The 15,712-nt window shown below is 41.4% G+C and carries 9 protein-coding genes; 5 read left to right on the top strand and 4 right to left on the bottom strand.

Translation table 11 applies throughout. From position 1 onward, the window contains the following. The first annotated feature begins 13 nt into the window (after window positions 1-13). Entirely contained in the window at window positions 14-910 is an 897-nt protein-coding gene (locus IZT61_RS11795) for a DUF1735 domain-containing protein (RefSeq protein WP_196097108.1), read from the top strand. Window positions 911-1,102: 192 nt separating this feature from the next. Here IZT61_RS11795 and IZT61_RS11790 read toward each other — a convergent pair whose 3' ends face one another. Continuing rightward, a complete protein-coding gene (locus IZT61_RS11790; protein ID WP_196097107.1) occupies window positions 1,103-1,999 on the bottom strand; it encodes a mechanosensitive ion channel family protein in 897 nt (298 codons plus the stop codon). Between the two features lie 507 nt (window positions 2,000-2,506). Then, window positions 2,507-5,017, bottom strand: coding sequence for a M1 family aminopeptidase (locus IZT61_RS11785; RefSeq protein ID WP_196097106.1), 2,511 nt, complete (start codon window positions 5,015-5,017; stop codon window positions 2,507-2,509). A gap of 123 nt (window positions 5,018-5,140) precedes the next feature. Between IZT61_RS11785 and amaB the strand changes: the two genes are divergently transcribed. From amaB to IZT61_RS11765, 4 genes are all read left to right on the top strand, one after another. Beyond that, window positions 5,141-6,682 (top strand): L-piperidine-6-carboxylate dehydrogenase, encoded by a 1,542-nt coding sequence (gene amaB / locus IZT61_RS11780; protein ID WP_196097105.1) that lies wholly within the window; start codon window positions 5,141-5,143, stop codon window positions 6,680-6,682. Between the two features lie 1,041 nt (window positions 6,683-7,723). Beyond that, window positions 7,724-10,528, top strand: a complete 2,805-nt coding sequence (locus IZT61_RS11775; RefSeq protein WP_196097104.1) for an outer membrane beta-barrel family protein — start codon at window positions 7,724-7,726, stop codon at window positions 10,526-10,528. 10 nt (window positions 10,529-10,538) lie between these two features. Then, window positions 10,539-11,318 (top strand): GLPGLI family protein, encoded by a 780-nt coding sequence (locus tag IZT61_RS11770; protein ID WP_196097103.1) that lies wholly within the window; start codon window positions 10,539-10,541, stop codon window positions 11,316-11,318. Between the two features lie 48 nt (window positions 11,319-11,366). Next, a complete protein-coding gene (locus tag IZT61_RS11765) occupies window positions 11,367-11,942 on the top strand; it encodes a Crp/Fnr family transcriptional regulator (RefSeq protein ID WP_196097102.1) in 576 nt (191 codons plus the stop codon). 608 nt (window positions 11,943-12,550) lie between these two features. On the opposite strand, the gene IZT61_RS11760 is transcribed toward IZT61_RS11765, so the two are convergent. Then, on the bottom strand, window positions 12,551-14,716 hold the full coding sequence (locus IZT61_RS11760) for a carboxy terminal-processing peptidase (protein WP_230383625.1): 2,166 nt from the start codon (window positions 14,714-14,716) through the stop codon (window positions 12,551-12,553). A 290-nt stretch (window positions 14,717-15,006) separates the two neighbouring features. Further along, window positions 15,007-15,693, bottom strand: a complete 687-nt coding sequence (locus tag IZT61_RS11755; RefSeq protein WP_196097100.1) for a tetratricopeptide repeat protein — start codon at window positions 15,691-15,693, stop codon at window positions 15,007-15,009. Between the last annotated feature and the right edge of the window lie 19 nt (window positions 15,694-15,712).

Genomic DNA, 15,712 nt, shown 5'->3' with positions numbered 1-15,712 from the left:
AATTAAGATAGAGATGAAAAATAAAAACATATTAACAGGCTTAGCTGCACTTTTTTGCATCATAAACCTTTCTTCTTGTTTAAAAAACAAAAACGAACAACCCGATTTCTCAGGCACAACGCCAGTTGTAGAAATTCCGGTAGGCTCGCCAGTAGGTGATGGTACAGTAAATTCATTATCTACTTCGCTTATTCAACAAGATGCGCCGAGCGACTATATTTATTATATCAACTACGCGGCATCGAGCACGAAGTCTACCGATATTAAGGTAACATTATCAGTTGATCCGGCCACATTGGCGGCTTACAATTCGGCGCATGCTTCCGATCCGGCTTTAACAATGGTTCCATCGAATGCGTTCACCATGCCTACAACCATTACCATACCTGCAAATCAGCGCAGGGTACAGGTGCCGGTTAAGTTTATGAGCACGCTGCTTAATCCTGCTTTAACCTATGGTTTGCCGGTAACTATTACCGATGCATCGGGCGAGGTGATCAGCAAAAACTTTGGTTCAGTAGTAATCAAAGTTGCCGTGCGGAACAAATATGATGGGAAATATAGCTTTAAAGGTTATATTTTTAGAGAAGGTGATACCGACGGACTTACCGGATTTTTTAAGGGTTTAACCCGCGATTTGCCAAGTAATGGCGCCAATGCAGTCGATTTCGGACAAGTTTGGGCAAGTGGTGGCGGTGTTGGAGGTATTGATGGTTTAACAATTAATGTTGACCCGGCAACCAACAAGGTAACCATGAAAAGTACCGCCAACGCAAGTTTAGCCAACGATCCGGCTTACGATAACCGTTACGATCCGGCAACGAAAACCTTTTACCTTTCGTTTAAATGGGGTACAAGCCCTACAAGCCGAGCGGCAACCGATACTTTGACGTATATTTCGGCTCGATAAGAATAGCATAAAGTAAAATATAACAAAGCCCGTTCGAACTTCGAACGGGCTTTGTTGTTATGGCAGTGATGGCTAGCGATTCTTTGTCATTCTGAACGCAGTGAAGAATCCCCAAGCTATGGAATGCTAACGTTAATCAAGCACAAGCCCATCCGTTCAGGGCTATAAGATGCAGCATAACCCGATCATTTATTACTCCCCACTCTTTTTAAACGCTTGCGGATTTACCAATTGGAGTGTTGCAGAAGCAAACTTTACCTCGCCATTTGTTGTTTCAATTACGTTTAATATTCTGCTGAATAATTCGGTTTTGGTGGCTCTTCTTTTTTTATAATTTACCAGATAACGCAAAGTAAATTCAACCCAGTTGTCATTGGCGACTAATGAAACCATGGGTTCGGTTTGCGCATCCTCCAAACGAAATTTGTTTTGCAGTTTTTTCCATTTCAGTTGCGATTGTACTGTTAAATCGCCAGCTATTTCTTTACCCGCGGTTTCGAGTATTTCCTTGGTTTTTTCGTAATTACTACCATATTGAATTGGGATTTTTATTTCATCCCATAAAAAAGGGAAATCTCCCGAATAATTAAAAACAGGTTCTTTAAAAACGAAGCTGTTTGCAATTAAAACAATTCGTCCGTTATACAAATCGCCATCTACCCACTGTCCGGTTTCCATAACGGTGGTGCGTAGAACCCCAATATCCATTACATCGCCCTTTATTCCGCCCAACTGAACACGATCTCCCGGCTTGTAAAAACCCCCAAATACAATGGCCAGCCAACCTGCAAAAGAGCCGATTACTTCTTGTAGCGCAAAAGCAATGCCTGCACCCGCTACACCCAGGGCTACCGTAAAGCCACCTAGTTTGTCGCTAAAAACAATGATGATTAAAATAACAGTTAAAATGCCTCCAATAAAGCTGCTTGTCTTCTTCGCTCTATAATGACTGTCATTATCCTTTATTCTTGATAACAGGCTCTTTTGGAATACTTTTATAAGTCCCCATGTGATTACCAGTCCAATAAGTAAGATGCCAACCTTTTGGGTGGTGGGATGATCAAAGAAGTACTTCAATTTTTCGTCCATAGCGATTTTCGTTTAATACTCCAATTTAGAATAAAAACTTTATGTTTATAGCATTCACCTCGACAAAGACACATTTTTATATCTTAAACACCCCTTTGTTTTAAGTGCTACATAGAGTTAGGAATGGCCTTACTGCTCTAAACTGGATTATAAATCCAAAGCTATTAGGGTCGAGATTACAAATCTCGACCAGCGGGAGATTGAGTGTGGATTAAAACTCCAAAGCTATTTAGGTCGAGGTTACAAATCTCGACCAGCCGGAAAGTTAGGAATGGCCTTAATGCTCTAAACTGGATTAAAAATCCAAAGCTATTAGGGTCGAGATTACAAATCTCGACCAACGACATCATTCACTTCCGTTAATCGAGATTAGTAATCTCGATTGGAAAACTGTGGGTTTAAATCCACAAAGATGAAACTCGAAAACTTGAATGATGATTGACCAATCAAAACAAAAGGCCCGATTTGATACTTCAAATCGGGCCTTTTTAATTCCGTCATCAGCGATTATTCTTTTCCTAAGTCTACCGCTGCTTTTTTAAACAGGTCGGCTTGTTTTGTTAAGTTAGCCTTTGCCTCGCCGCCAGCCGATGCCGCTTGTTGCGATTTGCCTTGTGCAGTTGCCGTATAAGCAAGGGCAAGTTGTTTGTTTAAGTACTTTTGCAAGCTTAACCTTTCAATTGCATTGCTAATATCCTTAAGTCCTTTTTCCGTTACCGCAGGGTTGGTATTTGCTTTTAAGTATTGAAAATACTGGCCAATAACAGCAAATATCTTATTGCGGTCGCCGGTTGCCATAATATCCGAATAAAAAGCCTGGTTCTCATCTTTCGGATCGCTTATATACAAAGTTGCGATTGACGAAGCCATGTGGTCTTTAGTGTCCTGATCAAGCGACGCTAAAGCCGCCGAAGCTTCTTGTGGAGCAAGCTTGGCCAGGCCACCAATTCCCGCAGCAATTACCTTGTAAGATCGGTCTTTGATGCTTTCATTCATCAGCGCTTTATAAGCTACATCGCCCGTAGCTGCCAGTTTTGATATCGCCGTAGCCCGTACCTCAGTGTCTTTATCTGTTTTCGCCAGCTGCAATAAAATCGGCAGGGCCGCAGCTTTGATCTCGGCATCTTCCAGATTCAATCCTTCAATACTTAATGCCCGCAAATCTCCCGATTTATCTTTCAATCCCAAAAGCAAAATCTGCTGGCCACTTTTCGCTTTACTTTGCATAATAAACTGTAAAGCCTCGATTCTGTTGGCGTAAGTTGGCGCATTTTTGTATTGGAAATAATAGTTCTCTGCTACCTTATTGTCATTAATTTCGCCAACAATAATTTTGTCTACATCAAAGTCGATCAGGTCCGGCTTGGCAGACACATCAAAGCTAAAGCTTTGCTCGCGACTGTCGATTACAATCTCTTTTCTAATCTTTTTTCCACCTACGTAAATATCAACCTTAACCGGTAAAGTAAAAGTTTGCACACTTGCATCTTGCGTTTGTTTCACCTTTATTGTCGCTTTGCCGTTTCCGTAGCCGAAATCTACAGCTAAAATCGGGTGTCCGCCGTTGTAATACCATTGGTTAAAATACGGGCTCCAGTCTTTACCCGTAACATCCTCCATAGCCAGGCGCAACTGATGAGTTTCGCCATTTTTTAGCGCATTCGTAGTCAGGTATTTGTTTAAGCCCTTGTAAAATGCTGCATCGCCCATTTGATTTTTCATGGCATAGAGGATAATCGACCCCTTCGCATAGCTCACGTTATCGAACATATCTTCTTTATCAGCGTAATGGAAACGGGCCAGAACCGGGCTTTCACCGTTTTTTGTTGAGCCAATGTACGATTGTAGCTTTTCGTAGCGCGATTTATCTTCCGCATCCTGTCCTGCATCGTGCCCATGCCAAATTACTTCGCCGAAGGTTGCAAATGATTCGTTCATGGTTAAGTTAGACCACGATTCGGCCGTTACATAATCGCCAAACCACTGATGAAAAAGCTCGTGCGCAATCGTTCCCTCTTCATTGCCATCCAGCAACTCGCGATCGGTTTTTTGAACATGCTCGCCGTGCAGCGTTGCCGTTGTGTTTTCCATTGCGCCAGAGACATAATCTCGGGCCACCACTTGCGAATATTTGTTCCAGGGATAATCTACGCCCAAAATAGTGCTGTAAAATTTCATCATATCAGGTGTTTTGCCAAAAATCTGCTTCGCATAAGGTGAGTATTTTGGTTCCAGATAGTAGTTCACCTCTTTGCCTTTGTAAGTATCCTTTGTGATCTTGAAAGCGCCGACAGCCATCATAAACAAATACGGCGAATGCGGTAAGTCCATTTTCCAGGTGTCCGTTCGCGTGCCGTTTGCATTTGTCTTTTGGCTCACCAGTTTTCCGTTTGATAACGTGGTGTATTTCGATTGAACCGTCATCGAAATTTCTTGTGTAGTTTTTTGATCAGGCTTATCTATCGTCGGGAACCAGGCCGATGACGATTCAGTTTCGCCCTGCGTCCATATTTGCGTTGGCTTCTTTTTATCGGTCCCGTCCGGGTTGATAAAATATAAACCCTTTGCATCCGTAATTGCTGCACTCCCTTTTACCTTTAACTCATCTGGTTTTGCCGTGTAAGCAATATAAACAGTGAATTTTTCGGCATTGGTGTACGTTTTGTTTAGCGTAATACGCAACTTGTTCTCGTTATACGAATATTTTAGCGGTGTATTTCCCTTGGCACCCACCAGGGCCACCGTTTTAATATCCATTCCCTGCGCATCAAGCGTTAATGAATCCGTTGGGTAAAAATGAGGCTTCAATGTTACCCATTCTTTTCCATACAAATATCGCTTTGCGTAATCGAATGATACATCTAACTTGGTATGGATCAGGTCGTTAATTTTAGGTGCCGTAACCCGATAAACAGAAAGATTTGCTGGCTTTTCTTCAGGCTTTTGTTGAGCTAAAACGCTGCCAGTTGTAAGAACCGAAACCAGCAAAACGCCTAGCGTTAAAATTTTTTTATTCATTTTTTAATGATTTATAAGTCAGTTTAACTTTAAAACAATATATTAAGAATTGTGAGAAAGTAAAACTCAAATGTAACCTGCTTTCTGTTAATTTTTTGTTTTTTTGTGTAAATCGTTAGCTATATGAATACAAATATTCAATCCATTTTGGATCAATTAGGCGTAAAAACCAACAATGCTGCCTTTAGTACGGGCAGTATTTGGGGAGGCGACTCAAATGCAAGGTCGCTAGAAAGTTCTTCTCCTGTTGATGGCCATTTAATTGCCTCAACGAAGGTTTCGACGGACGAAGATTATAATAACGTTGTGTTAAAGGCGCACGAAGCCTTTTTAGAATGGCGAACCGTACCCGCACCAAAAAGAGGCGAAATTGTTCGTCAGTTTGGCGATGCCCTGCGTGAAAACAAAGAGGCGCTGGGTACCTTGGTATCGTACGAAATGGGCAAGAGTTTGCAGGAAGGATTTGGCGAAGTACAGGAAATGATCGATATCTGCGATTTTGCGGTGGGTTTATCGCGGCAGCTTTACGGCCTTACCATGCACAGCGAGCGCCCAAGCCACCGCATGTACGAGCAATGGCACCCATTGGGAATTGTTGGCATAATATCTGCCTTTAACTTTCCGGTAGCCGTTTGGAGCTGGAATGCAGCCCTGGCCTTGGTTTGCGGCAATGTTTGCATCTGGAAACCATCAGAAAAAACACCATTAACCGCAGTGGCCTGTCAGCACATTATAGCAAAGGTTTTTAAAGCCAACGATGTTAGCGAAGGCGTTTGCAATTTAATATTAGGAGATAGGGAAGTGGGCGAATTAATGACGAAAGACGGCCGTGTTCCGCTTATTTCTGCCACCGGATCTACCCGCATGGGCAAAGAGGTTGGGGCGGCCGTTGGTGCACGTTTAGGCAAAAGCTTATTGGAACTGGGCGGAAACAACGCCATTATCATTTCAGAACATGCCGATTTAGATATGAGTCTAATCGGTGCCGTTTTCGGTGCTGTGGGTACTGCAGGACAACGTTGTACGTCGACAAGGCGATTGATTATTCACGAAAGTGTGTACAATGCCTTTAAGGATAAGTTGGTGAAAGCTTATGATCAGTTGAGAATTGGCAACCCCTTAGACCAAAATAATCACGTAGGTCCGCTGATTGATAAAGATGCGGTTGCTGCATATCTCGATTCCATCGAAAAGTGTAAAAACGAGGGCGGCAACTTCGTGGTTGAGGGCGGCGTTTTAAGTGGAGCGCATTATGCTAGCGGCTGTTATGTTAAACCTTGTATTGCAGAGGTGAGCAATGATTTTAAGATTGTTCAACACGAAACCTTTGCACCCATTTTGTATTTGATTAAATATAAAACGCTCGATGAAGCCATTACCTTGCAAAACGGCGTTCCGCAGGGCTTATCGTCGGCAATAATGACATTGAATTTAAGAGAGGCTGAACAATTTTTGTCGGCAAACGGTTCAGATTGTGGCATTGCCAACGTAAATATCGGTACCTCCGGAGCCGAAATTGGCGGTGCGTTTGGCGGTGAGAAAGAAACGGGCGGCGGCAGAGAAAGTGGCTCAGATGCCTGGAAAGCCTACATGCGCCGGCAAACCAACACCATTAATTATTCGAATACCCTGCCGTTAGCCCAAGGCATTAAGTTCGATTTGTAGTTGTTTTGCAAAAAAGAAGAGGCTGTCTCAAAATGAAGAATTGTCATCCTGAGGGGTAATTTATGGGATAAAAATCAATATGAATGGCGTTGTTTTTTAGAAAAAAACGCTAAGAGGCGTCGTCATTTCGAGCGTAGCTGAGAAATCTTTATTTAAGGTTCAAAGATTTCTCCTCCGACGGAGCTCCTATGGAGCACTTTGGTCGAATCCGATAGCTATCGGATGACGATTTTTTTAATGTTTTCAGAAAACGTCAATGGTAGCTTGTCGAAGGACTAGCCCAAATGCTTGAAAGGGCGTTTCGACAGGCTCAACGTGACAAATTTAAATTGAATTTGTCACGTTGAGACAGCCTCTTCTTTCAAAAGCGCTAATCCAACCCGTCACAATCGCTTGTCAATACCGATGGTTTTGTTCTGAACTCGTGTTCGTTTTTTGAAATACGATCACAATTAATAAATTTTTGAAATTCCAGACTTGTGTCGCGTTCTAGAAAAAACAACCTAGTCGGATGACTACTTTTAACGCTGTCATCCTGAGTGTTACGACCGATCCTAGGTGATGAAACGCAGAACGCAAAGAAACCGCTTGATTAAGAGCAATTCGCAATCGGTAGGGCTGCTCGACGCATCCGGGGATGCTTCGCGTGCCTACCATTGACGTTTTCGAAACCATCCAAACCGTTAATTCGACCGGTTGCGCCATAGGAGCCTCTTGGGATAAAAAATCTTTGACTCTTGGATAGCGATTTAGCTGCGCTGAGCACTTCGTGGTTCTCAGCTGCGCTCAAAATGAAGACCTTTTTCCGGAAGTCTTCCCCCAAAAATCATCCTCACTCATTTTTCTTAGTAAAAAATTATAACTCAGCAAGACAAGATATTGCACAATGAGTTGCACAAATAGGGCCTGTTATTCAAATTAAGTACATTTCGTAACAGCCTGATAACCATTTAGTCACAACCGTGTTAAAAAAGGTTAAATCATTACCTGCAACTAATATATTAGTTTTATATTCGGAGCAACGTAACCAAAAACCTATTTATGAAAAAACTCCTACTATCGGTGTGCTTTCTGATTCTCATCTCAACGGTCGTAAAAGCGCAATCCACGCACACCATTAAAGGCAGAACAATCGACACCGCTTCCACAACCTTACTTGCCGGAACATCAGTTGCCATTCTTAATGCCAAAGACTCTACCCTGGTAAAATTTACCCGAACAACCGACAATGGCCTCTTCGAAATCAATGGTGTAAAGCCCGGCAAATTTATTTTGCTTGTGTCTTACCCAAAATACGCCGATTTTGTCGATCAGTTTACCCTCGACTCTACAAACTCGGTTAAAGATTTTGGCAAAATCAACCTCACCGGCAAAGCCCAATTGCTGGCCGATGTAATTATTAAGGGAAATCGGGCGGGCATTAAAATTAAGGGCGATACCACCGAATTCGATCCACGGGCCTACAATATTGAGCCGAACTCAAAAGTAGAGGATTTGATCAAGCAATTTCCGGGAATACAGGTAGATAAGGATGGAAAAATTACCGCACAGGGCGAAACGATTACCAAGGTTTTGGTAGATGGGGAAGAGTTTTTTGGCGATGATCCCACTTTAGTTACTAAAAACCTTCGGGCAGATATGGTGGATAAAATTCAGCTTTACGATAAAAAAAGTGATCAGGCTACATTTACGGGTATCGATGATGGACAAAAGACAAAAACGCTTAATGTTCAGCTTAAAGAGGATAAGAAAAATGGCTATTTTGGTAAAGTAGAGGGGGGTATAGCCACCGATAAGTACTACAGCGGGCAGGCGATGTTTAACCGCTTTTGGGGCAAGAAAAAGTTTTCGGCCTACGGCATTACCGGAAATACCGGGCAGGTTGGTTTGGGCTGGGGCGATGCCGATAAATATGGCGGCAACAGCTTTCAGGTAAGCGATGACGGCGGCATTTATTTCACTGGCGGCGGCGATGATGATTTTGAAGGTTGGGGAGGCCAATACAACGGAGAGGGAATACCGGTGGCTAGAACAGGAGGGCTCCATTTCGATAACAAATGGAATAAAGACAAAGAATCGCTGAATGTTAACTATAAAATCGGCTCGATCAGATTAACCGGAGACCGCGACGATATTAACCAGCAGAACTTAACAACCAGTATAATCAATACCGAGGCCTCTAAAACTTTCGATAAAAGTATGCTTAAAAACAAGGTCGATTTAACTTACGAAATTAAGTTGGATACCACATTAACCTTAAAAGTGGGTGTTGATGGAACCATAAAAAACAGTACCAATGATCAAACCGAAATAAGAAACAGTACCAATGGACAGGGAGAAAAGTTAAATTACCTAAATCAGACCTTAACCAACGATGTTGATGATAAGGTTTTTAATATTAACGCCCTATTATCGAAAAGATTAAAGAAAAAAGGCCGTACGCTGTCTTTGAGCTTAAGCGGATCGAATAGTGTGAGCAAAGGTGATGGTTATTTAAACTCGACCGCCGAATTTTACAGAACCTCTGAAACAACGCAGGATAGTACAAGTATAGTCAATCAAAATAAGGTAAATGATATTACGAACAATGTGTTCAAATCGAATTTAACCTATACAGAACCGCTGAGTAAAACCTTAACACTGGCAATAAATTATGGCTTAAACCTGATCAGTGGTAAGTCAGATCGCAAATCTTTTAATCAATCGGCATCCGGAAGTTATGATATCCTCGACCCGATTTTTAGCAATAATTACGAATTAGACCAAACGATTAATCAGGGTGGCGCAATATTCAATTATAAAAAAGACAAAACCATTATCTCATTCGGCTCTAAATTTAGTGGCGTAGACTATAAGCAATACGATGTTTATAAAGATGAATATTACAAAAGAAATTTTATCAATTACATGCCTCAGGCCAGCTATCAGTATAACTTTAAACAGCGCAGCTCTTTGCGGTTAAGGTATAATGGAAGCACCAATCAGCCTTCGATTGATCAAATACAGCCGTTTAGAAACAATACCGATCAATTGAATACGGTAATCGGAAACCCAGATCTGGATCCTTCATTCAGAAATAATTTCAACGCCAGTTATAATTCATATAAGGTACTCAGCGATCAGTATTTCTGGCTGAGCAGTTCGTACAGTTTCACATTAAATCCCATTATCAGCGATGTAACCACCAGTAAGGGAGGGAAAAGTACTTCTCGATTTGTAAACCTCGATGATAAAATGACAACCAACTTCTCCCTGTACAGCAACTTCGGACGAAAAATAAAAGCGATTGATATGAATGTTGGCTTTAATGCAAACTTTAGCGCTAACTCAAGCTACAATTACATTACCACCGACATGATCACCCAGTTAAACAAAACCAAAAACTCCAATTATGGGGTGAGTTTAGAGGTTTCTAAATACCAAGAGAAAAAATACAACTTTAATGTTGGCTTTGGCCCAACCTACAACGTAGCAAGTGCCAGCGTTAACGAAAGAGGCAATAGCGACGGTTGGGGTTGGAACGGCTCTTTCTGGAGCAGTGTTCAGCTTCCGGGCAAGCTGGAAATTGGAACTGATGGAAACTATCAGTTTAACGGTAAAACACAGGTGCTGCAGGAAACGTTTGAGCGCTTTATCTGGAATGCGTCCGTTACCAAAAAGTTCTTTAAAACCGAAAATTTAAAGGTATCTATCTCAGGAAAGGATCTTTTGAACCAAAATGTTGGCTTTAGCCGTTCGGCTTACAATGGTAATATTAACCAAAGTACCTACACTACAATAAAAAGATATTTTATGCTTTCTGTAAGCTGGGATTTCACTAAAATGGGCGGAGTTGTAAAAAAATAAATTAGAAACAATGAAAACTGCAATAAAATATACCCTACTGTTGGCTATTATGCTTGTTAATAGTCAGGCGTTTGCCCAAAATGTACATTTTGTACAAAATGGAATAATCGAATTCGAAAAGAAATCCAACACTTACGCCATCATCAAAAGAAACACGAAAGATGAAGATGCCGGTTACATTCAGGCTTTGGTAGAGCAATACAAGAAAAACAACCCACAATTTAAAACAGACAAGAGCACGCTTTATTTTACCAAGAGCAAAAGCCTGTACAAATGGGCCGAGAATGATCAATCGACCAATAACTGGATTGCCAGAGAACCTTTAGCAGATTTGAAGAACATTGTTGCTACAAATTTTGATACACAAAGCAATACCATCCAGAAGAATGTTTACGATGATTTGTTTCTTATAAAAGATAGCGTACGAAAAATAAATTGGAAGATTACCGACGAAACACGCGAAATTGCCGGCTATGAATGCAGGCGAGCGAATGCTGTTATTATGGATTCGATTTATGTTGTAGCCTTTTACAGCACGCAAATTGCCGTTTCAGGTGGGCCCGAATCCTTTACTGGTTTGCCCGGCATGATATTGGGCGTAGCATTGCCGCACGAAAATATTACCTGGTTTGCCACCAAGGTTACCGAAGTTGCAGTAACCGAAAAGGATTTAACCGCTCCGGTAAAAGGGAAGCCTGTCGACAATAAAAAGCTGACGGAAATTTTATTAGAAGCACTAAAAGACTGGGGCAAATACGGCAAATCTCAGCTAAAGGGCTATTTGTTTTAACGACAATCTCTTACAATTATGCTTACTTTAGCTTAATTGTAAGCAAAGATGTTTAGCCCACTTTATAACCACATTAGCAAATTTGTAGATTTGAGCGATGACGAACGGGAAACCCTTGGTTCATTGCTCAAATCTTTTTCATTTAAAAAGAAAGCGTTTTTGCTGGAGCATGGGGAGATTTGCCGGGCGAATTATTTTGTGGTTAAAGGGTGTTTACGGTTATATTTTATCGACATTAAAGGTGCTGAGCAGACTACGCAGTTCGCCATCGAAAACTGGTGGATTTCTGACCTTACGAGCTTCATGTTCCAAAAACCATCAGCGTTTTTTATACAGGCCGCTGAAGCAACTGAGGTTATTGCAATAGACCATCGTCATCACGATGAAATTTTTAACAAGATTCCCAAACTGGAAAGGTATTTCCGACTGATTTTGCAAAAGACACATCAGGCATCGCAAATGAGGATCAAGTTTCTTTATAGCCAAACTGCAGAAGAACGGTATTTTCATTTCAATAAACTTTTCCCGGGGTTTGTACAGCGGGTGCCGCAGTATATGCTGGCCTCTTACCTGGGCTTTACGCCTGAGTTTCTGAGCAAAATCAGGGCGAAAAAGGTTTTGTAATTGTATGGATGTTCGATTGATAGACGGCTACGGGGTTCGATGGTAGGCTTTAATGCTGTCATCCTGAGTTTTAGTTTATTGTATAAAATCAGCATGGCATGATGTAGAGTAGTACATGGCTAAGTCTTTGTGTCATTCTGAACATAGTGAAGAATCTGCAAGCGATGGAATGCTAAACGTTAACAAATCACTGGCCAAAAAGGGAAGTGGGTTAGCTAAGATCAGTGCGGAATGGTTAAGGGATGCTTCCCCGAGAAATCCTATCGTGTGGACACATCTCGTTTTATGCGCCGTCATTCCCGCGTAGGCGGGAATCTTAATGCTGGGCGCCCAATTTATTGCGCATTAGAATCCCCAGTCAAGCTGAGGATGACGACCGTTCTTAGAAAACGCCATAAAATGTGTTGTCATTTTGATGATTTCAGCTCGGTAAAACGAATTTCAAAAATGTGTCCACACGATAGCGTACGTACGGGACAGGGTGACGCCGTGATTAGCCAAACGCCTCAAACAGTTTTGAATTATCAATATGATTTGATGTGCCAATTTACAGCGCACAAAAAAGCCGATCAAAAATACTTTTGATCGGCTTTTTCGAAGTAGTTATTTTAGAACTGTTGACCAGTATTTCCTAAATTCATTACATAATTACCGGTTTGCTGCATAAAATCGCCCATTACTTTCAACGATTCATCCTCAATAAAGTCGAAAGTATCTTGTTTGGTCACCTTTTCGCCTTTTTTAATTGCAGGCAAGCCTCGTAAAGCTCTAAGCTCGTTTTGTCTGGCAAGCGATTTTGCCTCCTGGGCATCGCGTTCAGCCTTAAGTTTAGCTTCATTTAAAGGAACTGAAATTTCTGCATCACGTTTTTTAAGATCAGCAATATCTTGTTTCAAGTATTTAAAATCGAGTGAGTTTGCAATTCGTTGTTCGCTATTTTTTATCAGGCCTGCCTTTACTGCTGCCAAATTAGCCACTGCTTTGAAGTTCGAGCTCGGAATAACGTCCCAGGGCAATGCAGAAGCCTCGGTATCTTCACCAATTTTATCCATCGGGTAAACAGATGGGAAAGTAACATCAGGAATTACGCCCTTGTGTTGTGTACTGCTTCCGGCAACGCGGTAAAACTTGGCCATAGTCAGGTTAATTTGACCCAGGTTAACGTTTGCAGCGCCCGCGGCACCCGGCGAGGTACCGATTGTTTTGTCTCTGGCAATCAATCCTGCTATTTTTTGCAACATACCGGGGTTAATCAGTTTGTTTAAGTCGATAGACGATTGAACGGTTCCTTTGCCATAAGTTTGGCTGCCCATAATAATACCGCGGCCGTAATCTTGTATTGCACCAGCGAAAATTTCTGAGGCCGATGCACTCAGGCGATCAACCATAACACCAAAAGGTCCGTCCCAGGCTACGCCCGCATTTTCATCTTCGTCAACTTCTATTTTGCCACGCAAATCTTTCACCTGCACAACCGGGCCTCTATCAATAAATAATCCTGTTAACGAAATGGCCTCTACCAGCGATCCGCCTCCGTTGCCACGTAAATCCATCACAATGGCGTTTACCTTATCGATGTTTTTTAGCGAATCGATTAATTTTCTTACATCGCGTGTGGTACTCTTGTAATTTTTATCTCCTGCATTTGCAGCTTTAAAATCAGCGTAAAAAGCAGGTAACGATATGATGCCGATTTTATAGCTCTTGCCATTGGTTGAAATGGTTTTCACCTTTTTCTTTGCCGATTGATCTTCGAGGATAACTTTCTCGCGAACAATATCGATAATTACAGGTTTCGACGACATTTCTTTTCCCACTGGGATTACCTTTAAGCGAACTTTTGTTCCTTTTGGCCCCTTAATTTTAGCAACAATGGCATCAATTCTCCAGCCTACTACATCAACAAATTCGCCATCGCCTTGTGCAACCGCAGTAATTTTATCGCCTGCACTTAACTGCTTGCCCTTAAAGGCAGGTCCACCGGCAATTATTTCAGATACTTTCACCACCTCATTTTCCATTTGCAAACGGGCGCCAATGCCTTCAAATGAGCGAGACATTTCTTCGTTAAACTCGGTGGCTCTGGTTGGTACAAAATAATTGGTATGAGGGTCTACAGATTCGGTAAATGCATCCATTAAGATCTGGAAAACGTCCTGATTATTTGTTTTCGACGTTTGCGACTGCAGATTTTTGTAACGTTTTGTTAGTGTTTCCACGTTTTTTGCTTCTGCAGTACCTGTCAGATTTAAATTAACCAATTCGTATTTAACCCGCTTGCGCCAGTTTTCGTTTAATGCGGTGGCCGAGGCTGCCCAGGGCATTTTTTCCCTGTCGTAAACGAAAGTATCGTTGTCATTAAAATTGAATTTGGTTTTAATCTGGGCTAAAGAGTAGTTAAAGTATTCGTTTAAACGCTTTGCATAAACGTTGTAAATATAGAATGGGGCACTTAAATCGCCGTTTTTGAAATCGTCATCCAGTGTGTATCTGTATTTTTCGAACTCCTTAATATCTGAGGCCAAAAAGTAATTCTTCCCCTGATCTAAAGATTTAATGTACTTATCCAATACTAGCGAGGAGATAGAATCGTTGATCTGAATTTTTTTGTAGTTATAACTTTCAATCAGGTTAACCACCTCTTTAATCACAATTTGCTGCTGCTCGTCGGGCTTCACGTTGGTAACTCCCTCAACTATCGGCTGAGTTTTAGGTGCAGCTTGACAAGCCAGTACAGCCGCAGTAAAAATTACAAAAAATATTCTCTTTAACATCTCTTTAAATGATTTAAAATCCATTTCCAATTCTATATAGCCAATATGATACCATTTTAGCGAAAAAACAAAAAAGAGACAGCATTATTACTGTCTCTTGTTAAAACTTTATCAAATCTAGCTAAAAGCTTTTTATTTAACAATCTAAATGCTAACGTAAGCCGTTAAAAATTGTTTTGTATGCGCTGCCCGATAACCATTCTAATGCAGAATATTACAATCAACAAACCAGTCATCCGATGAATAATGTGCAATTGCGCATATTCATCGGATGACTAGAGATCATTGGATCAACTTTTCGCTTTCGCACTGGTTTTTGAGGCGATTAATTCTCTTGCATCTTTAATCTGCGCTTTGTACTGGTTGGTTTTAATGGAATTGGCCATCCACTCGGCCGATTTTAAATCTCTCAATGCAAGTGTAAAATCACGTTTTTTTATCTTCACCTGAACAATGCCCAAAACAGATTCGATGTAAGCGTTACTTCTTTTCAATTGCTTGGCCAGAATGCCTTGTTGGGTATAAAACCACATCGACTGTGTGTATTTATTGTTGGCCAGGTACACTTTTCCGAGGAGGTTATAGGCGTTCATTAGGCCCGGTTTGCTCCCCATTTTGGAGTAGTTTTTTAAAGCAACGTTTAAGAGAATTTGCTCCGCATCGCTAAAACGGCCCAATTGATAATGCATGTTGCTCATTTTCAGAATGGCCTGTCCGTATTTATTAAAGTTTTTTACGGCATTGTATTCAAAAGCGGCCTTACCGAAAAGTGTCAAAGCATCGTTGTAATCGCCCTTGCGTTCCGAGTCCTCGGCTTCGTCAAAAAACGTATTTCCGTCTTCAAGGTCAAATTTCGATACCGCAATGTTAATTGCCGTGCCGCCGCCAGGTTCCTGAAAATCGGCTTTATCTATGTTTTGAGCGTAGAGTTGAAATGATGCAAAAAGGCTAATGAAAGCCAAAACAATTTTGGTCATGCAACAAAAATAATACTTT

Origin of the sequence: Pedobacter endophyticus (genome assembly GCF_015679185.1) — a bacterium.
GTDB classification, from domain to species: Bacteria; Bacteroidota; Bacteroidia; order Sphingobacteriales; family Sphingobacteriaceae; genus Pedobacter; species Pedobacter endophyticus.
This window is presented reverse-complemented; position numbering and strand designations above follow the sequence as displayed.

Excerpts from the sequence above, each read along its gene's own strand:
- IZT61_RS11795 (WP_196097108.1), top strand. The coding sequence starts at position 14 with ATGAAAAATAAAAACATATTAACAGGCTTAGCTGCACTTTTTTGCATC.
- IZT61_RS11790 (WP_196097107.1), bottom strand. The coding sequence starts at position 1,999 with ATGGACGAAAAATTGAAGTACTTCTTTGATCATCCCACCACCCAAAAG.
- IZT61_RS11785 (WP_196097106.1), bottom strand. The coding sequence starts at position 5,017 with ATGAATAAAAAAATTTTAACGCTAGGCGTTTTGCTGGTTTCGGTTCTT.
- amaB (WP_196097105.1), top strand. The coding sequence starts at position 5,141 with ATGAATACAAATATTCAATCCATTTTGGATCAATTAGGCGTAAAAACC.
- IZT61_RS11775 (WP_196097104.1), top strand. The coding sequence starts at position 7,724 with ATGAAAAAACTCCTACTATCGGTGTGCTTTCTGATTCTCATCTCAACG.
- IZT61_RS11770 (WP_196097103.1), top strand. The coding sequence starts at position 10,539 with ATGAAAACTGCAATAAAATATACCCTACTGTTGGCTATTATGCTTGTT.
- IZT61_RS11765 (WP_196097102.1), top strand. The coding sequence starts at position 11,367 with ATGTTTAGCCCACTTTATAACCACATTAGCAAATTTGTAGATTTGAGC.
- IZT61_RS11760 (WP_230383625.1), bottom strand. The coding sequence starts at position 14,716 with ATGTTAAAGAGAATATTTTTTGTAATTTTTACTGCGGCTGTACTGGCT.
- IZT61_RS11755 (WP_196097100.1), bottom strand. The coding sequence starts at position 15,693 with ATGACCAAAATTGTTTTGGCTTTCATTAGCCTTTTTGCATCATTTCAA.